Origin of the sequence: Streptomyces sp. NPDC055966, assembly GCF_042269865.1 — a bacterium.
In the GTDB taxonomy this organism is placed as follows: Bacteria; Actinomycetota; Actinomycetes; order Streptomycetales; family Streptomycetaceae; genus Streptomyces.
The window spans coordinates 240,899-260,882 of record NZ_JBHJYK010000007.1 but is presented as its reverse complement, the minus strand read 5'-3'; the positions used below and the strand labels follow the sequence as shown (position 1 = coordinate 260,882).

Genomic DNA, 19,984 nt, shown 5'->3' with positions numbered 1-19,984 from the left:
TGACGGCCCTCCATCCCGGGCGCCCACTGAGTGCTAGGGGTGCGCGGCGACCGCCTGCCAGATCCGTTCCGGCAGCAGCACCGCTGCTGCGGGACTGGACCGAGGCCGGGGTATGGCCCCGCCTCCATGCGGCCCTGCTCGTCGAGCTGCGACGGGCCGGGCTGCTGGAGATGGACGACTGCGCGATCGACGGCTCGCACGTGAGGGCGCTGAAGAGGGGGGCTCACACCGGACCGTCGCCGGTCGACCGCAGCCGCCCCGGCAGGGGGCATCATGCGATCGTCGACCGCCACGGTACTCCGCTCGCCGTGTCGCTGACCGGCGGGAACCGGCACGGCGGCGTGGCCTGCTCACGCTCGCCTCGGCGCTGGCCGCCCGCGAAGGCGTGTCCCTCACCCTGGTCGGCGGCAGCGGCCGGGAGCTGAGCCAGGCGCTGGTGCGGGCGCCGGAGATCGGCTGCGTGTCCTTCGTCGGCGGCCGCGACACCGGTGCCGCCGTCGCCACCGCCGTCGCCGACCTCGGCAAACGGCACATCCTGGAGCAGGAGGGCCTGAACACCTGGGGCATCTGGGACTTCTCCGGCTGGGACCGGCTCGGCACCGTGATCCCCAAGCTCTTCGACTACGGAAAACAGCGCTGTACCGCTTACCCGCGTTTCGTCGTCCAGCGCTCCCTCTTCGACGCGTTCCTCGCCAGCTATCTCCCGGCGGTCCGAGCCGTACGTGTCGGCCACCCCCTCGCTGTGGCGGCCCCCGCCGGCCCGCTCCCGGACCTCGACTTCGGCCCCCTGATCCACGCGGCCAAGGCCAAGGAACTCACCGACCAGGTAGCGGAGGCCGTGGACCGGGGCGCCGTACCGCTGCACCGGGGCTGGCCGGACCCGGCGCGGTTCCTGCCCGGGCAGGACGCGACGGCGTACGTCCACCCGGTGGCTCTCCTCAATCCGCCGCCCTCGTCCCGCTGCACCACGCGGAACCCTTCGGGCCGGTCGACACGATCGTCCTCGTCGACACCGAGGCCGAACTGCTGGCCGCCATGAACGCGTCCAACGGGGCGCTGGTTGCCACCCTCGCCACGGACGACCGGACCGTCTACGACCGGCTCGCGCCGCAGATCCGCGCCTTCAAGACCGGGCACGGCGTGCCCCGCTCCCGGAGCGACCGCGACGAACTGTTCGGCGGCTTCGGTGCCTCGTGGCGCGGCTCCTTCGTCGGCGGCGATCTCCTGGTGCGTGCCGTCACCCGAGGGCCGGCGGGGGAGCGGCCGCCCGGGAACTTCCCGAAGTACCAGCTCATGCCCTGATTCATTGCACCATGTACACAGGATCTCGCATTCTGTATACCGCCGGCGATCCCGGCGGCCCGGCCGGCCCGGGCCGCCGCCCAGGGCACGGATACGCAGGTGAAAGGCACTCCGAAACCTTGGTATTGTTGTCCATGTCGCCGCGGGGAACGATCCCGGCAAGGCGGCAGACACCTAGTCCGGGTGGCGGAATGGCAGACGCGCTAGCTTGAGGTGCTAGTGCCCTTTATCGGGCGTGGGGGTTCAAGTCCCCCCTCGGACACAACGATTGACGATATGATGACGAGGGCCTCGATCTTACGGTCGCGGTCCTCGTTGCGTGTTCGTAGCTGATTGTGATGCCCAGGGCGTCGTAGAGCGGACCTTTCTTCTCGACGGCGGCGATCTGGATGCGCTGTGCAATATCTCCAAGACTCTCAGTGATCTCCCGGATCTGTCGCGCGTCGAGCGGGGATTGCTTCTTCCGGGGGACGGTGGGGTGCGCGTCGAGCTTCTTCTGCGGTGCGCCGCGTCCTTGTCCCGCTGGGCCGCGTTGATCCACTGGGTGACGACGGCGGGGTCGGCTCCCGCGTCGAGGGCTGACTGGTAGCGCGCGAGGCGCCGCTCGCACTCCTTGATCGCCTGGCGTGCTTGGGCCTGCTCGGGGGTCTGGGGCTCTGCGGTGCTTGCTGCGGCGCTTGCGTGGGTGAGCGCTTCGATGGTGGCGGAGAGCCGGTCGGGGGCGAAGGCCCGGGCGATCCACTGATCCAGGGCCTGGTAGACGATGTCTACCTGCGGGAGGCGCGACCCGGCTGACCGCCGCCGCCAGTGACCCCTGTCTGACCTGCTACGGAACCAAGATCAATCTCACCGATACTGGCTGTTCGGTTGGTCCAAGGCCGGTAGAAGCGCCGCAACGACAGCGAGCCGGTCCGCCCGGCCTCCCGGAGCAGGCCCGAGGTGATGACGAAACCGGAGATGACGAAGAACACGTCGACTCCGACGTAGCCGCTGGCAATGAACGGGATTCCGGCGTGCGCGAGTACGACGAGCGTGACGGCCAGCCCGCGCAGCCCCTGGATGTCGTGCCGGACGGAAGGATTCGTCGGACGGCCGCCAGGCGATGCGCTCGCATCGCGGCCGCGCCGTGGCGACCCCTTGGCCTGCAGGTCGGGCTCACTGTCCCGCAGCAGGCGGGAGGCCGTGGAGTTGTGCGTCATGCCCTTGGACTGTCCGCCGGGCGGAGGGTGTCCCTGCGATGCGGAACACGGATCCATGCCGATGAGACGGGCCGGAACTTGACGGGGCGTGCGGACAGGCACGGGATGCTCGGGAGCGTGGGCCCGGCCTGTGGGGTCGGCCCCACACTCCCCGACAGGGGGCAGGCATTGCGTGTCAGAGCCGCGTTCACACGTACGGCGACACCAGCTTCAGCCATGACGCTACAGCAACCGCCACGTGCCCTCGACGGTGCAGGCGACGTGGAACAGCCGGCCGATCAACGTCTTGACCCGCGCCCGGTCGGTTCTGGCCAGGCTGGCCGGTCTTGCTCGGTCGGAGCCTCAGTCGAACAGGTCCGGCGAGGAGGCGATGATCTGGTCCCACAGCGGACGGAACTGGAACCAGCCCGCGAGGGGCCCGCCGATCTGTGTGCGGACCTGCTCCGCGGTCTCCCGGTCGATCTCGTCGGGGGTGCCGGCGGCCATGGCCAGGAGTTGCGCCTGGCACGACCGTTCCATCGTGATGAACCACCACGCGGCGGCGGCAACGGACTGACCGACGGTCAGCAGGCCGTGGTTCTTCAGGATGACGGCCTTCGCCGAGCCGAGTGCCTCGCCGATGCGGCGCCCCTCGTCGGCATCGCTCACGACTCCGCGATAGTCGGCGTAGAGGCCTTGGTCCTCGAAGAAGGCGCAGGCGTCCTGGGTCAGTGGTGCCAGCGGGATTCCGAGTGCTGAGAACGCCTTGCCGTGGAGGGAGTGCGCGTGTGCGGCGGCGACGGCGTCGGGGCGGGCCTTGTGGACCTCGGCGTGGATGCAGAAGGCAGCACGGTTCACCGGGCGCTTGCCGTGCAGCAGATTGCCTTCATGGTCGACACGGACCAGGTCGGAGACCTTGATCTGATGGAAACTCATCCCGAACGGGTTGACCCAGAACGTGTCGGGGAACTCGGGGTCACGGGCAGTGATGTGCCCGGCGACCCCCTCGGAGAAGCCCAGCTTGCCGAAAACCCGGAAGGCGGCGGCGAGTTCCTGCTTGCGTACTTCGCGCTCCTCTTCGACCGAAAGCCCCGTGGGCGGGAGCGGGAGATCGAAGTCGTCGGGGATCGGGCCGACGTTGGCCCGGATCAGGTCGAGCATCTCGGGGGCGTGGCGCTGCTGCGTGATCGTCATGGTCTTCGTTCCTTTCGATGTGTGGAGACGTGGTCAAGCCGTGAGCGCGGTCACAGGGATCCGTGCGGAGTTCAGCCGTTTCCTGCCGTGGCGAGGATCAGTGACGCGACGCGTTGCGGCGCCTCCAGCGGGGGCCAGTGTCCGACGTCCGCAAGGGCGTGGAGTGTCGCGTTCGGCATGCGTTCGGCGATCCGCTCGGCGATGTGGGCGCCCGCGACGGGGTCGCGCAGGCCCCAGATGAAGGTCTTGGGCAGATCGCTGATCTCCATGGCTTCCACCCATCGGTCGCGGTGGGCAGTCCGGTCGGTGATGTAGTGGATCAGCCGGTGGGAGTTCAGGTGGCCGTCACCGTGGCTCATGCTCTTCCACATCGCGGCTGCGTCGGCGCTTGGGTCGTAGTGCTCGGCGAATGTCGGTGAGAGGGCGGTGGCCATGAGTTCGCCGGTCAGTGCTGCGCTGAGCTGGGGGCCGGTTTCCGGGTCGAGCAGCGCCGTCTGGGCCGCTTCCGGTCGGTGGAGTTCGGGGTAGATGCCGCCGTTCAGCAGCGTCAGGCTCGTGATCCGACTCCTCAATGACCCGTCGGCACTGCGCGCGAGCAGCTCCTGCGCCACGGTGGCCCCGTAGTCGTGCGCCACCAGATGCGTCGAGGTCACCGCCTCGTGCTGCCACAACGCGACCACCACGTCGGCCTGCTCGTGGATCGAGTAGTCGTGATCGGCCGGCTTCTCGCTCGCGCCGAAGCCGAGGAAGTCCGGTATGAGGAGGGTGTGGCGAGCGGCGAGAACAGGTACCGCCTGGGCCCAGTCATGTGACGAACTGGGGAATCCGTGGAGCAGGGTCATCACGGGGCCGCTGCCGATGCGGCGGACGAACACCTGGCGGGGGACTCCGGCGACGGCGAGCGGGACCAGTTCCCCTTCGGACCACCATTGCTCGATACTGGCCGTCATCGGAGCCCTCCGAACAGTGCGGGCAGGAACCGGCGCTCCAACTCGCCGTGCGGGAGCGCTGCCGGTTCCACCAGGCTTTGTGCGAGTCCGCCTTCCCGGACGGCGACGACGAGGCGCAGCAGCATGTCGAGATCCGTCTCGGTCACGTTGCTTGGTGTGGTCGCGAGGAGTGGTGCGAGCAGCTCCGCGATTGCCGCCCGGATCGCAGCGTCGTGGCGGGCGAGGGCTTTGGCCGCCTCGGGGTTGCGGATGGCGTGGAGCGTGAACTCGGTGGAGATGAGGAACCAGGTTCGGGTCTCCTCGTCCACGACGCTCGCCAGCTCGATGAACGTGGCGACCGGTTGCTCGGAGACGACGGCTTGGTCCACCGCCTCACCGAGCTGTTTGAGGACGATCTCGGAGCGTCGAGTGAACAGCGCAAGGAAGAGTTCGTCCTTGGATCCGTAGTTCGAATAAAACGCGCCGGTCGTGTAGCCGGCCCGTGCGCACAGCTCCGCGATCGAGACACCGTGAAACCCGCACTCGGCGAAGGCCTGCTCGGCTGCGTCGAGCAGGCGCTCGTTCGTCTCCCGTCGTCTCTTGGTCACGCGTTGTGTCATGCATCCCACCTGTTCGCGTCAAGGCGCTCGACGCTGCCGGATAGTGCTCCCTATCGGATAGGGACTCCTATCCGATAGGGAGCACTATCCAATGAGGGTGGCGGTGGCGCAAGGCCCTCGACGGCAGTGTTCGCGGCCGAGGACGCTCTTCGAACCGAGCAGGCTGCATCGGGCCAGGTAGTCCGCCTGTCGGCGCAACCGGTCACGGTGAGGGCGTGTTCGGGCGCTGTCACGTGTCGGTTGTGTGGATGTCTGACGGTGCGTCGAGGCGTGGTGCGGCCGGGTTCCGACTCGCTGCTCAGGCTGTGGTGGGCCGACCAACCGCGCCGATGATGTGCTCCCAGATCGCGAAGCGGATGTTCATCTCGGCTCGGCGATCGGGGGGGGCGGTCATCAGGTGACGGCGGGGCTGGACGTGCGGGGAGATGCCGTTCAACGCGGACAGGAACCTCTTGGCCCGCCCAGCGGGCGGAGCGGAGGCCCTTCGTCGCGCGTTCACGCTGCATGGTCTTTTTAGTCGCAGTACCTGCTGTTCCGACGCGGATTTGCCGATTCGCCCGCACGGTCAACGTGATCGGGAGTGTCAACACCGGCAGAAGGGGAACGGTCAGCCACGCTGAATGCTCACCATGTCGAGATCCGCGAGGGGGGATCTCATGACCATTGGTGTCGGAGATGAGGTCAATGTGCACGGAGAGGCCGGACGAGCGTCGGCGGCGTAGGACGGTGGGTCCGGATGGACGTGGGCAGTGGCGCTCCCCTCACTGGCAGGACGGCAAGGACGATGAGCAGCTCCTCGCCGACTGGTGTGAGGTGGTATCTGATGCGGCTTCTGATGCCGGGCTCCTGGTAGGTCTGCTTTCGCAGGACTCCAGCGTCCACCAGCTTCTTCAAGCGGGTGGTGAGGAGGTTGGATGCGACTCCCAGTGCCGACTGGATTTCGGTGAAACGGTGTCTTCTACTGAAGATCTCGCGGATGATCAGCAGGCTCCAGCGCTCGCCGAGCACTTGCGAACTGCGTTGTACGGAGCACCACGGTTCGTCGGATGCCGTACCTTCCTCCCTTCTCGTCGGCCGACCGGACCCCAGGTCGGACGCTGCCCAGGGTTCGGCCGGGACTGGTTACGGCGATCTCGGAGAGGCGCTGTCCGGGCTGTGGTTTCCACGTCGCCTGGCGTGCTCACTCATGCCGGACTTCGCCGGCTTCGGTGAGGGCCGGGTCCCGCTCTGGGCGCTGTGTTGCAGGTGTCAGTTTCGGTTGCTCTCTGCGACCTGCTTGCCGAGGTCGAGTTCGATGCCGTCCGGCTTCTGCAGGCCTCCTTCGAAGAGGCGCCGGACGCGGTGTTCGTTCACGGGCCGCCCTACCGTTTGGAAGTAGGCGGACAGGGCGGATCCGAACTCTTCGTCCGGAATCCGGGCGCTCTCGTCGATGAGGGCCTTGGTTCCGGCTACGGCGACCTTGTCGAACCCTGCGATACGGCGGGCGAAGGCATCGACGAAATCGTCCAGCTCGCCCTCGGGGAGGACGCGATTGACGTAGCCGTATTCTGCCGCCAGTTCCGCTGGGAAGTCGTCGGCCCCGAGCAGGATCTCCATCGCGCGGTCTCGGCCCACCAGCCTGGCCAGGTGCCCCGTCGCGTTTCCGCCGGGCACGGCCCCGACACCGACCTCGAACTGCCCCAGGATCGCGCGGTGTCCGGCGAAACGGATGTCCGTTGCCAGCACGAACTCACTTCCCGCTCCCCGGGCGCGTCCCTTGATCGCGGAGATCGTGACGGCCGGAACCCTGCCGAGGCGGATGAAGTTGTCCGCGTAGGGGTGGAGTCCTGTGGGGCCGGGCTTCATGGCGGCTATGCGCGACTTATCCGCCAGGAAGTCGAAGTGCGCCATGAAGAAGTCGGGGTTGTCGCTGTCGAAGACGACCACGGTCAGGTCAGGCGCCTGCTCGATGCGGTCCACCAGCGCGCCGAGCTGCTCGATGGTGTCCACGTCCATGAGGTTGATCGGGCCGTTGGAGAAGGTCACCTTCCAGTAGGACGGCGATGCTTCGGCCACGTGGAACTGCTGTGCGTTTGTCATGCGTCGCAACGTAGCTGACTATAATTTTAAAAGTCAACCATGGTGGACGAAGGGTCGCCACCGATCGACTGTGCTTGGCTGCGGCGGAGATCTGGCACCCCGTGCGGCTTGGCGCTGGTCCTGCCGGTCGCAGGCTGCGGGCACGGCTGGCCGGTGTCGAAGTAGCGGAACGAAACCTCGGTCGGGCCGAACGGGGGAGTCGGAGGTTGCCCTTCGTGTCCGTCACCGAGCTCGCCGGGAAGGTCTGACTTGCAAAACACTAGCCTGCTGTGCATGCTTCCTACCGGCCCCAGGGGCGGTGTTCACCCGATCGCTTCCTGAAGCAGGTCTCGTTCCCTGGCGGCCGAGGCAACCGCCGTCATCAGGTCCCGCCTTACCGGAGGTCACCTTGAATCAGCCCCCCGCTCCGCTGCCTCTCGCTACCGGCACGTATTTGGCCACCCTGCGTAAGGAGGCGGCGGCACTAGAGCAGCTGCTGCGCATCGCGGACCCGGCCACCCCGGTGGCCACCTGTGGCAGTTGGAGCATGCACGACCTGGGCATCCATCTGGGCCAGGCATCCCGCTTCGCGGCGGCCCTGCTGCAGACCGGGCAGTTGCCCGGCGAGCAGTTCGCCCCGCCGGCCGGGCAGGAGATCGCCGACTGGTACGCCGGGGGCGCGGCCGCAATCCTGGCCACCCTGGAGGAGACCGACCCCACCACACCGGCCTGGGCGTTCGGCTTCGAAGACGCGGTGGCGGCGCTCTGGTTCCGCCGCTTTGCCCAGGACACGGCGGTCCACCTGGTCGATGCCCAGCTGGCCACCGGCGCCGACGTGCACGTCGATCCGCTGATCGCCGCCGATGGCATCGACGAGGTGTTCGCCGTGATGGTTCCCAGGGTCTGGCGCAGCGGCGAGCAGAAGCCGCTGCCGGCACCCGTGGCGCTTCACACCACCGACACCGGACACAGCTGGCTGATCCAGCCCGGCGACATGCCGCAGACCCTGCCGGTGGACTCGGGGCCCGCAGCGGCCACGGTGAAGGCTCCCGCAGCCGAGCTGCTACTCGCCCTGTGGAAGCGGCAGCCCGCAAACCCGGAATGGATCAGCGGTGACATCGCCGCGGCCAACGCCCTGCTGACGGCCACGTTGACACTCTGACCGGCCCTGCTCTTCCGTCGTCGGCACCCCCAGCTGTCCCGAGGCGGAACCGGAGCACGAAGCCGTGTGCGCAGAACCGCGCGACGATCCGCCGGACCGCGTCCGAGAACGGCGCCGACAGATCAAGACTCGTGGATTCCACAATTCTGTGCCCAACAAGTCCGGACCTGCGCCGTAATGCTGCTGTTTCCCGGCGCAAGGCGCATCGAGGGACGAACCGAGTGGACAGACACACCCGTCCTTCGGCGTCTCGCCTTTACATCCCAAACAACCAAAGAGGTCTACCGTGTTCGAAATACTGCCGCCGCACTCCCGGCGGAAATTCCTGGCCACCTCGGTCGCAGCGGCGGCCGCGGCGACCACAGCATCCCTCAGTGTGCTCCCCGCCCAGTCCGCTGCGGCAGCCGAGGCGGGATCCCGCCGCGGATGGCCGACAGGCAGCAGCGTGAACGGCTTCGGCAGCGTCTCGCAGGCGCCCCATCTCCCGGCCGGGTTCACCGACACCTTCACCAGCCGGTTCATCCAGGCCAACGGAATCCGCCAGCACGCGGTCATCGGCGGCCACGGACCGGCCCTGCTGCTCGTCCACGGCTGGCCCGAGACCTGGTACGCCTGGCGCCTGCTGATGCCCACCCTGGCCAAGGACTTCACCGTCATCGCCGTCGACCAGCGCGGCATCGGCCTGACCGACAAGCCCCAGGACGGCTACGACACCGCCACCCTCGCCGACGACCTGGCCGCCCTGATGGACGAGCTCGGCCACCAGCGCTTCGCCGTCGTCGGCCACGACACCGGAATGCCGATCGCCTACGCCCTGGCCGCCGACCACCCGGAGCGGGTCGACCGCCTGGTCGTCGCCGAGGCGCCCCTCCCGGGCATCAGCACCTCGCCGCCGGCCTTCGGCCCCGAGTGGCTCAACGACCGGATCTGGCACATTGGCTTCAACCGCCTCGCCACGATAAACGAGCTGCTCGTCAGAGGACGGGAAGGCATCTTCTTCGGCTTCGAGTTCGACATCAACGCTGCGAAGAAGCTGCCCGACTACGCCGTCGACTACTACATCAGCACCCTTGCCTCCGACCGCGACGCGCTGCGCGGCAGCTTCAGCTTCTACCGCGCGTTCGACACCACGCTTGCGCAGAACCTGGAACGCCAGAAGTCCGGCTTGCTCACCATGCCCGTCCTGGCAATCGGCGGAGCGCTCAGCATTGCCGACGGAGCCGGGGTCACCATGAAGGCTGCTGCACACGACGTGCAGACCGTGGTCATCCCCGACACCGGCCACTGGGTCGCCGAAGAGGCACCCGAGCAGATGCTGGCGGCGCTGACCCCGTTCCTGGTCCCCTACCGCGTAGCGCACACCGCCGCCTGATCCGGGGTAAGGACCGGTTCGGGCCTCTCTGCACATGACCCCGTCCAGCGGGGCCGAGCGCGGCGCGCCCTCGACCCGCTCGGCCCCACCAGCCACGTGCACTTCCCCGGCCCGGGCACCTCGACGTCCCGATCGCAACCGCGTGCGACCTGAACCCCAAGGCCTTCGTCCGTAACCAACTTCCAACCCGCAGCAGAGCAAGACACGTCTTAACCCTGCCCTTTCACAACGGCCGCACCGAGGGCGTCAACACCCGCACCAAGAAGATCACGAGGCAGATGCACGGCCGCGCTGGGTTCCCCCTCCTCCGCCACCGCATCCTGCTCCAATAGCCCTCGTCACCCACCGCTACCACCGACTACGAGCCAGAGCCCTTTACGTGACAGACATCCACCCCCGATACCACCGTCGGCATGAACGAGGGAACAACGCGCAGGAGCCCGCCGACATCTCTCTATTCGACGGGCTCTGCACACGGTTCCGGGTCGATCAGCCGGTCACTTCGACCCACATGTTGACGGCGCCGCCGCCCATGCCGCAGTCGAGGACGGAAGCCCATTCCTGACCGTTTTGGCGGCCACCCTCGGTGCCGGCGTAGGGGCCGCGCACGCCGTCGACGTTGGCGCAGTAGCCGTGGACTCGCCAGCGGCCGTTGTCGGAGTCGCACCAGCCGATGCCGGCGCCGTCGCTGCGGTTGTACGCGTGGCAGTTGGACGCGGCGCTGGCGCTGGGCGCCGCGAACAGCATGGCACCGGCAGCGATGACCATGGCGCTTGAGGCGAGGCCGAAGGAACGTATGCGGGACATGGTTGTCTCCGTGTTTATTGGGGGGTGGACTTGTGATCGGAATCCGGTCTTCCGTTAATCGAACGGACTCCACGCGAACTCGCCACTGAACTCGTATGCGAACAGCGACGGTTTGATCATACTCATGATCGCGATCAAGCTATCCGATTTTCGAACGGCTGCGAACTGCCGTTGCGCTTGCACACGGTTCGGTCAACTCCAGGGAAGGGACTTTCGGATCCTGTTGGAATTCGAGATTCCCCTTAGCCTGATCGTTCGTGAGTCCCCGTCAGCTTGCTGACGGGGACTCTGTGTCTGTGTGGTGGGGTCTTTTCGGGGGTGGGGCAGGTTGAGGGCCCGGTTGTCGCGTCGGGTGGGCGCCGGGTTCCACTTCGCCGGTGTGGTGGTGCGGGTTGTCGGGACGGTTGAAGTGGCTGGTCAGCCGGGGTTCGGGAGGCTGTGGAGCCTGCCGATGGCGTGGGTGATGATGTCGGTCCAGGGCCATCGGGCGGTGACGCGGAGCCAGTGGCGGCGGCCGGTGTTCACGAGCTGCGCGGCGGCGGAGAACAGGCGCAGGCGGAGCTTCTTCGGTTCCCAGCCGCGGGTTTGGCCGGTCAGGGCGAGCATCGGCATCCAGGCGAGGAGGTCGAGTGCGAGGGAGATGATCTCCAGCCAGATCTGGTTCTGGGCGGTGTCGTGCAGGGGCAGGTTGCGCAGGCCGGTGTCGCGGGCGCCTCGGATGCGGTCCTCGCAGCGGCCCCGTCTGCGGTGGCGCAGTTCGAGGTCGGCGAGCTGGCCGCCCGCGGTGTTGGTCGCGAAGCAGGTCAGCCGAAGTCCGTCGAGGTCGGTGAAGCGCAACTGGGCGCCGGGGTGCGGGCGTTCCTTTCTGACGATCAGCCGCATGCCCTTCGGCCAGGAGGAGAGGTCGGGCATGTCCGTAATCTCCGCGACCCAGGCGCCGGGCCGCTCGGTCCCTTCGGCGTCGTAGGCCGGCGTCCATGCCTTCTTCGGGATCCTCAGCACGGCCTGGTGGATTGCGTCGGTGATGGTCATTCCGACGGAATACGACAGCCACCGGCCCCGCCTGGAGAGCCAGTCGAGGAAGGCGTGGGTGCCGCCGGCGGAGTCGGTCCGGATCAGTGTCTGCCGTCCCCGCCGCAGGCGTTCGGGCAGTTGGGCCAGGGCGAGTTGGGGGTTTCGATGTGGTCGGCAGCGGTGTTGGAGCCCGCGTTGCCCGACCGCAGCAGGGCGGCCACCGGCTCCCCGGACCCGGATGGGCCGTGGTCGACGAACGCGACGAGCGGGTGATGGCCGAAGCTCTTCTTCCAGGTCGCGGTGGCGTCCTGCTTCTCGGAGTGGGCGAGCACCAGCACACCGTCGATGTCCACGATGACGCTGCCGTCGGCGGCCGGACTGCTCTCACCGGCCAGGTCCCAGACCCGCCCGCGTACTTGGGAACGTGCGCCCCGGATCGCGGCCAGGGCCTTCGGGCCGGACGCGGCGAGTGCATCGACGAGACGGGAGACCGTCGGATCAGAAGCCACCGGCCCGAACACCGAGGGGTCGGCCCGCAGCATGCCGACGTCGGCCAGGCAGTCTCCGCCGAATGCGACGGCCAGGGCCACATCCAGCAAGATCTTGCCCGGGTCGTGCACCGCCCGCGGTTTGCGCCACGGCGCCAGCGCCGCCGATATCGCAGTGTCCAAGCCGGACTTGCGGACCGTCTCGACCAGCAGCACCGACCCGGCCTGCGAGACCACCCCACGGCCGCCGCCCTCGACACCAACACGCGGATACGACCCGCTACGCTTCTTCACCCTGTGTCGAGCCGCCAAGATGCAGTCCCCACGGTGGTTCGGCGACCGTCCGCGCGAACACCGCGCCGGTGGCGCGCGCCCGCACCAGGTGGTCAGACAGCAGGTCCATGGGATCAGCTTGGCCAGTAGGAGTATCACGGTCAAGGCGCGAGAGCATCAAGTAAAGAATCGAGCGCAACGCGCATGGAGTGCCTTGCTCAGGACTTCTAGCGTGGAGTCATGAACAACGAAACACGCCCCACCGCACTCGTTCTGGGCGGCACCGGCCGGACTGGTTCGCTGCTGGCCGAGGGCCTCGCCCAGCGAGGGGTCGCTCCCCGTACCGCGGCACGCACCGGAGCGGACGTCCGGTTCGACTGGGACGACCCGGCCACCCACTCCGGCGCCCTGGCCGACGTCGACCGCCTGTACCTGGTGACACCTACCATGCGCGTCAGCTACGCCGACCAGGTCGGCGCCTTCCTGGACCTCGCCGAGGCGGCCGGCGTGCGCCACGTCACCTATCTGAGCGTCCACAACGCCGACCAGGCGCCGGCCGGGATCGACATCGCGGCCGTCGAGGCCGACCTGGCCTCCCGGCCCGGCATTACCCACACGGTCCTGCGCCCCGCATGGGTGATGCAGAACTTCGCCGACGACCACCTCCCGGTCATCGACGGAGTGATCACGGCCCCGAGCGCCGGCGGCAGGGAGGCCTTCGTCGACGCCTCCGACATCGCGGCGGTCGCGGCCCAGACGCTGCTCGACCCCGAAACCCACGCCGGCGCCACCTACTCGCTCACCGGCCCGCAGGCCCTCACCTTCCGCGAGGTCGCGGGCACTATCGCTGCCGTGAGTGGCCACCCCGTCGCCTACCACGACATCGACCAGGAGGCATGGATCTCCGGTGCGCTCGCCGCGGGCGTCCCCGCCGACTTCGCCGTGATCATGCGCTGGCTCACCGGCGCCATCATCGCGGGCAGCGGAGCCACGCCCACCGGCGACATCGAGAAGGTCACGGGGCGGCCGGCCACCACGTTCCGCGAGTTCGCCGAGCGTAACGCCCGCGTCTGGACCTCGTAAGGGGCCGGCGCCGCCCCGGTGGCACGAGAGACGAAGCAAGCCCGCTGACTGCGGGACACATCCGAAGGAGACACCACAATGATTGATCACGTGTACATCTCGGTGAGCGATCTCAAGCGCTCAAGCGCCTTCTATCTCGCGGCGCTCAAGCCGCTTGGGTGGAAAGAGATCGGTTCCTACGAATCGGACACTCCGGGTGTCCCCAGCCTCTTCGGACTCTGCGATCAAGTCTATGGATCGGGTAAAGCTGTCGGTGCCAGCATCTGGCTGCGTGAGCGGCAGCCAGGTGAGACCGGCCTCTACCTCGGCCTCGTCGCCGACAGTCCGGCCGAAGTAGACGCTGCGTATTCTGCCGCCCTGGCCGCTGGCGGCCAGGATGACGGTGGAGCGGGTCCGCGTCCGCACTTCGGCCCCGGATATTACGCCGCGAATGTCACTGACCTCGACGGCAACCGACTTGAGTTCGTCAACAAGACCGTCAATCCAAAGCGCCCAGCCTGACAGGTAGTTGCCTCCTCACCTTGTACGAGAAGTGCAGCCGGATGAAATGCGCCGACTTGCTCGACCTCCGGCTGCACTTCCGACTGCCCCAGCTGCGACGGCCACGCGAGTACGGCGAGATGCACATCCAGTCGGCCGGCCGTGTTGGTGACCGTGCGTAAGCGTGGCGCTGGAGAAGTGGCCGGGTGCGGCGTGGTCAGGCCGCCTGGCCACAGTCGTTCGCGCCGGGACCGTCGCCGTGCAGCGGGCTGAAGTCGACATCCAGGGACGGGTCGTACGCCTCGGGTGGGATGCCGAGTACGTGGGTGGAGTACTCGCCGAAGCGGCGGATGCGGTCGGTCAGGTAGGGCGAGATGTGGGCCAGATACTCACGCCGTTCGAGTGCGACGTGCTGAGGGTCGCACGAACCGCTCGAAGTGCACCGCTGGGCCCCGTTCAGGCCCTTGCGGACCTACCCGACCTGCTCCCACGCGCCGGCGCGGTGAACCTGGCCACGCCCCTCACGGACGCCACCATCCACCTTGTCGACGCCGCTTTCCTGGCACGCATGTGGAACGGCAGCCTGCTGGTGAACATCGCGCGCGGCCGCGTCGTCGACACCGAGGCGTTGCTCACCGAGCCGAAGCTGGACGGCTGCGTGCCGCGCTAGACGTCACCGACCCGAACCGGTGCCCGCAAGCCACCCGCTATGTCATGCTCCGGGGGCGCTCATCAGCCCCCACATGGGCAACAAGACCTCCGCCTTCCTGCCGAGAGTCAAGCGGCTGCTGTGCTCCCAGATTGGCCGCTTCGCCGACGGAGAGCCACTGGAGAACGTTGTAACGCAGCACTGAGCCACAGCCGGCGGGTGCCTCTGAATCTGGTGGAAGACTTGTTCTGGCCGTGTACGGGGAGGCCCATGCGGGGCCGCATGGAGTCTCGCGCCGGCATTGCATCGACACGCTGTTGTGACGGCTCAGACAGTGGATCGCTAGTGGATCACGCCCTTGTCGGGGTCGCCGAGGGGGACGCTTTGCACCGGCCAGATCTCGCTGGGTTGGGTCAGTAGGGGCTTGGTCGCGTCCCTGATCCGCTGGAGATTCGAGCTGGCCAGGTGCGTCTGGAAGTCCTCGGAGGTGAGCCAGTGCTCGACGATGAAGACGTCCTTGCCATCGGTGTGTAGTGCGAAGAGCTTGCATCCCGGTTCCTGATGGACCAGCGGGGCGAGCTCGCGGTACACGTCGAGCACCTCTTGGGTCTTGCCCGGCGCGGGGATCAGGCGGGCGATGACAACGGGCATACGTGCAAAACCTCTCGGGACGGTCTCCCGCTCCGTGAACGTGGGATTCGGGGTGAAGCCGTACTCCCATGATGCACCGCACCGGCCGCTACGCCACTGGTGGCGGCACGGTAGCGTGCCACAACCGTTGGCGCCGCCAACAGCCTTGATCATAGGTCGCTCATGAGTCAGCCGTCCGTCACCGGGTCGAGTACAGCGCGGCGATGTCGTTGGGCAGCGCGGACTTGATCTGGCGGCTGAATTCGTCGACGAGCACTTCCTCCTGGCCGGTGAGGAGTCCCCTGATCGCGGCTCGTGCGACCTCCTCGGGACTGATCTTGGGCTGGTCGACATTGGCGGACAGGTCGGTGTCGACATACCCGACGTGCACACCGAGCACGCGGGTGTCCTGCGAGCGCAGGGCCAACCGCATCGCGTTGGACAGCGACCACTGCGCTGCCTTGCTCGCTGCATATCCGGGCGCCTGCTCCAGGGCCAGCCAGGATGCGGCGGACAGCATGTTGATGACGGCGCCGCCGCCGTTGTGGGACAGCGTCGGAGCGAAGGCCTGGGTCACAGCCCAGGTGCCGAGGTAGTTGACCTCCAACTCGCGCCTGGCGTCGTCCAGCGACGCGGTGAGCGGCGACGCCGCGAAGGCGGTGCCGGCGTTGTTGACCAGGATGGAGAGGTCGCCGATCGCCTCGACCGCGGTGGCGATGGTGGCAGGGTCCGTGACGTCCAGTTGGATCGGCACCACCCCGGGATCGGTGATCTGTTCGGGGCGGCGTGCGGCGGCGTAGACCGTGGCGCCGTGCTCGGCGAGCACTCGGGCGAACGCCTGGCCGATCCCCCGGTTGGCGCCCGTCACCAAGGCGGCCTTGCCTTGAATCTGCATGTCTATGTCCTATCCGTTCGGTGTTGCACGTGGGCCGAGGTCTGGCGTCGGCGGTAGCAATTCCACCTGACTTTCATTCTTAAAGTCAAGGGCGCTTCCTGCGGTCCGGCGAGATGGTTGTCCAGCAGGCCGGCGTCCTTCGCCACGGGCTTCAGCCGCCCTTGCCGACAGGGCGGCCGACGGCGACACACGGGCCTGTTTCTACGGAGTTCTGCACCCCGGATGTGCGGCGTTGCCTGACGGAATGGACCGTCAGGGACAGCGCTCCGACGGCGAGGAAGGCCATCCCCTCCCAGGCCATCACTGTCCAGCCGTGTGCTTCGAGGAGCGCCAGGCCGATGCTGGAGCCGATCGCGCCGCTGGCGAACAAGGCGAAGACGTAGACGGTGTTGAGCCTGGCGCGTAGGGCGGCGGGCCCGGTGAAGATCCGGGTCTGGTTGGCTATCTGCGCACTGGTGGTGCCGTAGCCAAGCAGGTTGCAACCGATCACGAGGGCCACCACGGAGTCGCCGGCGAACAGGAAGACGACGAAGGCGATGCCGGCGGACGCCAAGCCGACGGTGTTGACGATGTCGGGGCCGTAGCGGTCGGTGAGCCGACCGGAGTAGCGGGCGGCCAGTGCGCCGGGCGCGCTGCCGAGACCGAAAAGGCCTGCCGCGGCCGGTCCGAGCTCGATGGGCTTCTGGGGCAGATGGAAGGCCAGCGTCGCCCAGAACGCGGAAAAGGCAGCGAATCCCGTCGCGCCGAGGACTGCGGACAGGCGCAGGGAAGCATGCCCGACGATGAGCCGCGGCAGGGATGCCAGCAGCTTCAGGTAGCCGATCCTGTCCTGGCCGCCGTGCGGGCTCTGTTCCGGCATGTACCGGGGCAGGACGAGCAAGAGCAGGGCGGTGGCGGCCGCGGCGGCGAAGTAGCCGGCGCGACACGTCCCGGTCGCTTCGGCGAGGGCCCCGGAGACGGTACGGGAGAGCAGTGCTCCCAGGGTCAGGCCGGTACCGACGGCTCCCAGGGCCCGGCCCGCCTGGCCGCGCGCGGCCATCGAGGAGACGGTCGGCATGATGAGCTGCGGGAGCACGGTGGTGACCGACAGGACTCAGCACCGCTATCGAGGGGGCCAGTGCTCCTGTGAGCAGCGCCAGTGCGGTGATGGCGAGCAGAACGCTCGAGATCCTGCGCAGTTGTGCGCGGTCGGCAAGAGGGACGATCACGACGATGCCCAGCGCGTAGCCGATCTGCCCCGTCGTGGCGACGATGCCCGCCGCAGCGGAGGGGACGCCCAGCCCCTGTGCGATTCATTCGAGAAGCGGCTGGGTGAAGTAGATGTTGGAGACGGTGATGGCGGTGGCGGTGGCGAAGACGGTGATGGTGCCGCGCTTCACGCCCGAGGTCGTGGACAGTGCGGTCATTGCGCCTCCTCGCACAGCCAGGAGGGCAGGGGCGGGCGTATCGGGAAGGCGAGGGGGGTCGGCTTCACCGGGCCGTCGCCTGGTCGGCATCAGGCTCACGACTGTGCGTCCTGGAACGCGGTGACGAGTTCTGCGGTGGTGACGATGGCATGAGCGTAGGTGGGGCCGGTCAGCTCGTGTGCGGCATGCATTCGTTCGGGGGAGAAGGCCGCTGTGGCATCCCGGACCAGCGTCACGTGGTAGCCGAGCTCCATGGCGAAACGGGCGGTGGCCTCGATGCAGGTTTCCGCCAGCAGGCCGACCACTGCCACGTGAGTGACGCCGTGCTGCTTGAGCTGCATGTCCAGGTCGGTGTTGGCGAACCCGCTCGAGCCCCAGTGCTCCTGGGCGACGACGTCGCCCGCCTGCGGCTGGAAGTCGGGGTGGAACTCCCCGCCCCAGGTCCCGCGGGCGAAGCTGTGCGACTTCTGAATCTTGCGCTGTGAGGGGTTCGGGTGGTCCCAGGTCTCGTAGTCGCCCGGCTGCCAGCGGCGGTGCGGGACGAACACCACGCGCATGCTGGCCTCACGGGCGGAGCCGACCACGGAATGCAGGTTGTCCAGCAGGCCGACCTCCTTCGCTACAGGCTCCACCCGCGGCCAGATCTTGCCGCCCTCGGAAAGGAAGTCGTTGTAGGGGTCGACCAGTAGAACGGCTGTGCGGCTGGGGTCGTAGGTCTCGGGCACGGCTTCTCCTCGAATGTGGATGATGAACAACATCTAGATTCAGGATTACTCGCATCATCCTCGTAGTCAAGTATCAGCAGCTCATAGTCAGGATTCACTTCATGTGTATGATGAACGTCATCCATCCGGTGGGCGGCAAGCCGCTCCCTCGAAAGGAAGACCCGACATGGGGCACTCGCAGAAGGAGAAGGCGGCGTCCCGCGAGCGGGTATTGCGTATCGCAGCCCGCAAGATCCGCGCGGAGGGCGTCACGCGCCCCGGCATCGCGGACCTGATGAAGGAGGCGGGGCTGACACACGGCGGCTTCTACAAACACTTCGCATCCCGGGACGACCTGATCTCCCAGGCTGCGGCCGTAGCCCTGGCCGAGGGCTCGGCGAAAATGGAGAGAGCCGCGCGGAAGAACGAACGAGAACCGAGGGCCGGTCTCATCGACGCCTACCTCGGGAAGCAGCACCGCGACGCGCCGGCCACCGGCTGCGCCCTGGTCACGCTCGGCGCCGCCGCCGGACGCGGCGACCAGCACTTCAAAGAGGCCTACGAGAAGCAGGTCCGCACGTACCTGGATCTGCTCGCCGGCCTCGGCGAAGACTCGGAGGAGGCCCAGGCCGAGGCGATGCTCACCCTCAGTGCCCTGGTCGGCGCCACGCTCATGTCCAGGGCCGTGGCCGACAAGAACCTCTCCGACGAACTGCTCGCGACAGTAGCCGGCCGACTCAAGAACGGCGGGTCACGGACCTCGTCCCCTGCCGTCTGACGCGTGTGCCGGCGGGCTTGCCCCGACGCGCGGTGTCGATGCCGTGCGCGTCACGAGCGGCGTTCCGTATGTGGTGAGGTGTCCCGCTCGGTGACGGCAGCGGGGCGCCCCCGGTCCCGTGGGGGAGGCGGCCGCCGGCCGCGTGGGCCGCGATCGCTGTGCGGGCGGAGCCGGACTCACCCTCCGCGTCGTCCCGCCGTCACGCCGGTCTCAGGCCAGTGGTTGTTCTGGACGCTCAAGCGGCACACTGGATAGTGATCCGATACTCAGGTATACAATTCGGTCATGCCATGCGGTCGCGTGGCATGCGTGAGGATCCGGCAGAGATGTGGAAGGTGGGGTGGCAGTGCCATCGACGAGGAAGGTGTCCGGTCCCACGGACGATTCGCCGGCCTGCTCCATCGAGCGCAGCCTGCAAGTGCTTGGCGAGCGTTGGACTCTGCTGGTCCTGCGCGACATCTTCGCTGGCAAGCACAGGTTCGCCGAAATCCAGTCATCCCTCGGCATCGCGCCGAACCTGCTCAGTGACAGGCTCAAGCTTCTCAGCGAGGCCGGTGTGTTGCGCACGCGGACGTACCAGGAGCCGGGCAGTCGGCATCGGCTGAGCTACCACCTGACTCCGGCTGGGCAGGAGCTGCAACTCGTGCTGGCGGCTCTCCAGCAGTGGGGCGACCACCACCGCCCTCGCCCGTCTGGACCCTCCTCTCTGCGGCGAATGCGTTCCACCGGTCAGGCCGTGCGGGTCGGGTTCGTCGACGACGACGGCCACGAGTTGCCCGCCGAAGGCGTGACGTTCGTGATGAATACGGGGCCCGGGGCCTGATGGCGTAGGACTTGGTTGCCCAATTCCGCCCGGCTGCAAGGTGGTTAGGGAATGATCTCTGTCGCGGCCGAGGTGCGGAACCCCGTTCTGCCGTTGTTCACGGTTGCGGCTTGGAAGCACTTGGGATCGGTGACTCCGC

At 67.8% G+C, this 19,984-nt stretch carries 18 protein-coding genes, 1 tRNA gene and 4 pseudogenes; 10 read left to right on the top strand and 13 right to left on the bottom strand.

Annotation, left to right across the window (positions count from 1 at the left end; translation table 11 throughout):
• Positions 1-86 precede the first annotated feature (86 nt).
• The 3 genes and pseudogenes from ACFC8N_RS17515 to ACFC8N_RS17505 form a co-directional block, all read left to right on the top strand.
• A pseudogene (locus ACFC8N_RS17515) lies at positions 87-335 on the top strand (IS5/IS1182 family transposase); the annotation flags it as partial.
• Positions 336-1,302: pseudogene (locus tag ACFC8N_RS17510) on the top strand (aldehyde dehydrogenase family protein); the annotation flags it as partial.
• A 177-nt stretch (positions 1,303-1,479) separates the two neighbouring features.
• Positions 1,480-1,564 (top strand) — tRNA-Leu (locus ACFC8N_RS17505).
• A gap of 505 nt (positions 1,565-2,069) precedes the next feature.
• Here the strand turns inward: ACFC8N_RS17505 and ACFC8N_RS17500 are convergent.
• The 6 genes from ACFC8N_RS17500 to ACFC8N_RS17475 all read right to left on the bottom strand — a co-directional run bounded on the left by ACFC8N_RS17500 (position 2,070) and on the right by ACFC8N_RS17475 (position 7,302).
• Entirely contained in the window at positions 2,070-2,501 is a 432-nt protein-coding gene (locus ACFC8N_RS17500; protein ID WP_376288677.1) for an acyltransferase family protein, read from the bottom strand.
• Positions 2,502-2,843: 342 nt separating this feature from the next.
• Positions 2,844-3,641: a class II aldolase/adducin family protein gene (locus ACFC8N_RS17495; protein WP_376288783.1), complete on the bottom strand. Its 798-nt coding sequence runs from the start codon at positions 3,639-3,641 to the stop codon at positions 2,844-2,846.
• Positions 3,642-3,745: 104 nt separating this feature from the next.
• Positions 3,746-4,624 (bottom strand): alpha/beta fold hydrolase, encoded by an 879-nt coding sequence (locus ACFC8N_RS17490; protein WP_376288676.1) that lies wholly within the window; start codon positions 4,622-4,624, stop codon positions 3,746-3,748.
• On the bottom strand, positions 4,621-5,223 hold the full coding sequence (locus tag ACFC8N_RS17485; RefSeq protein WP_376288675.1) for a TetR/AcrR family transcriptional regulator: 603 nt from the start codon (positions 5,221-5,223) through the stop codon (positions 4,621-4,623). Before ACFC8N_RS17485 ends, ACFC8N_RS17490 begins: the two co-directional genes overlap by 4 nt.
• A gap of 681 nt (positions 5,224-5,904) precedes the next feature.
• Positions 5,905-6,231, bottom strand: coding sequence for a winged helix-turn-helix transcriptional regulator (locus tag ACFC8N_RS17480; protein WP_376288674.1), 327 nt, complete (start codon positions 6,229-6,231; stop codon positions 5,905-5,907).
• A gap of 240 nt (positions 6,232-6,471) precedes the next feature.
• Complete coding sequence (locus ACFC8N_RS17475) at positions 6,472-7,302, bottom strand: enoyl-CoA hydratase/isomerase family protein (protein ID WP_376288673.1); 831 nt, start codon at positions 7,300-7,302, stop codon at positions 6,472-6,474.
• A gap of 433 nt (positions 7,303-7,735) precedes the next feature.
• On the opposite strand from ACFC8N_RS17475, the gene ACFC8N_RS17470 reads away from it, so the two are divergent.
• Positions 7,736-8,443: a maleylpyruvate isomerase family mycothiol-dependent enzyme gene (locus ACFC8N_RS17470; protein ID WP_376288672.1), complete on the top strand. Its 708-nt coding sequence runs from the start codon at positions 7,736-7,738 to the stop codon at positions 8,441-8,443.
• 286 nt (positions 8,444-8,729) lie between these two features.
• Positions 8,730-9,815, top strand: coding sequence for an alpha/beta fold hydrolase (locus ACFC8N_RS17465; RefSeq protein ID WP_376288671.1), 1,086 nt, complete (start codon positions 8,730-8,732; stop codon positions 9,813-9,815).
• A 489-nt stretch (positions 9,816-10,304) separates the two neighbouring features.
• Here ACFC8N_RS17465 and ACFC8N_RS17460 read toward each other — a convergent pair whose 3' ends face one another.
• The 3 genes and pseudogenes from ACFC8N_RS17460 to ACFC8N_RS17450 all read right to left on the bottom strand — a co-directional run bounded on the left by ACFC8N_RS17460 (position 10,305) and on the right by ACFC8N_RS17450 (position 12,527).
• Positions 10,305-10,622, bottom strand: a complete 318-nt coding sequence (locus ACFC8N_RS17460) for a hypothetical protein (protein ID WP_362820423.1) — start codon at positions 10,620-10,622, stop codon at positions 10,305-10,307.
• Between the two features lie 417 nt (positions 10,623-11,039).
• Positions 11,040-12,418, bottom strand: a pseudogene (locus tag ACFC8N_RS17455) (IS1380 family transposase).
• Positions 12,405-12,527, bottom strand: a complete 123-nt coding sequence (locus tag ACFC8N_RS17450; RefSeq protein WP_362820421.1) for a hypothetical protein — start codon at positions 12,525-12,527, stop codon at positions 12,405-12,407. Before ACFC8N_RS17450 ends, ACFC8N_RS17455 begins: the two are co-directional and overlap by 14 nt.
• A 110-nt stretch (positions 12,528-12,637) precedes the next feature.
• On the opposite strand from ACFC8N_RS17450, the gene ACFC8N_RS17445 reads away from it, so the two are divergent.
• The 3 genes and pseudogenes from ACFC8N_RS17445 to ACFC8N_RS17435 form a co-directional block, all read left to right on the top strand.
• Positions 12,638-13,480, top strand: a complete 843-nt coding sequence (locus ACFC8N_RS17445; RefSeq protein ID WP_376288670.1) for an NmrA family NAD(P)-binding protein — start codon at positions 12,638-12,640, stop codon at positions 13,478-13,480.
• Between the two features lie 78 nt (positions 13,481-13,558).
• Positions 13,559-13,981, top strand: coding sequence for a VOC family protein (locus ACFC8N_RS17440; RefSeq protein ID WP_362820419.1), 423 nt, complete (start codon positions 13,559-13,561; stop codon positions 13,979-13,981).
• A gap of 367 nt (positions 13,982-14,348) precedes the next feature.
• Positions 14,349-14,814 (top strand): annotated as a pseudogene (locus ACFC8N_RS17435) (NAD(P)-dependent oxidoreductase); the annotation flags it as partial.
• 137 nt (positions 14,815-14,951) lie between these two features.
• Here ACFC8N_RS17435 and ACFC8N_RS17430 read toward each other — a convergent pair.
• The 4 genes from ACFC8N_RS17430 to ACFC8N_RS17415 all read right to left on the bottom strand — a co-directional run bounded on the left by ACFC8N_RS17430 (position 14,952) and on the right by ACFC8N_RS17415 (position 18,265).
• Positions 14,952-15,260 carry a putative quinol monooxygenase gene (locus tag ACFC8N_RS17430; RefSeq protein ID WP_362820418.1) on the bottom strand — a complete coding sequence of 103 codons (309 nt, stop codon included), beginning with the start codon at positions 15,258-15,260 and terminating at the stop codon, positions 14,952-14,954.
• Positions 15,261-15,438: 178 nt separating this feature from the next.
• Positions 15,439-16,134, bottom strand: coding sequence for an SDR family oxidoreductase (locus tag ACFC8N_RS17425; protein WP_362820417.1), 696 nt, complete (start codon positions 16,132-16,134; stop codon positions 15,439-15,441).
• A 151-nt stretch (positions 16,135-16,285) separates the two neighbouring features.
• Positions 16,286-17,209: an MFS transporter gene (locus ACFC8N_RS17420; RefSeq protein WP_376288669.1), complete on the bottom strand. Its 924-nt coding sequence runs from the start codon at positions 17,207-17,209 to the stop codon at positions 16,286-16,288.
• A 426-nt stretch (positions 17,210-17,635) separates the two neighbouring features.
• Positions 17,636-18,265, bottom strand: a complete 630-nt coding sequence (locus ACFC8N_RS17415) for an isochorismatase family cysteine hydrolase (RefSeq protein ID WP_376288668.1) — start codon at positions 18,263-18,265, stop codon at positions 17,636-17,638.
• A gap of 166 nt (positions 18,266-18,431) precedes the next feature.
• Here ACFC8N_RS17415 and ACFC8N_RS17410 point away from each other — a divergent pair, with 166 nt between their 5' ends.
• Both ACFC8N_RS17410 and ACFC8N_RS17405 read left to right on the top strand, forming a co-directional pair.
• Positions 18,432-19,022 carry a TetR/AcrR family transcriptional regulator gene (locus ACFC8N_RS17410; RefSeq protein WP_362820413.1) on the top strand — a complete coding sequence of 197 codons (591 nt, stop codon included), beginning with the start codon at positions 18,432-18,434 and terminating at the stop codon, positions 19,020-19,022.
• A 364-nt stretch (positions 19,023-19,386) separates the two neighbouring features.
• On the top strand, positions 19,387-19,845 hold the full coding sequence (locus ACFC8N_RS17405; protein ID WP_362820412.1) for a helix-turn-helix domain-containing protein: 459 nt from the start codon (positions 19,387-19,389) through the stop codon (positions 19,843-19,845).
• Positions 19,846-19,984: the final 139 nt, after the last annotated feature.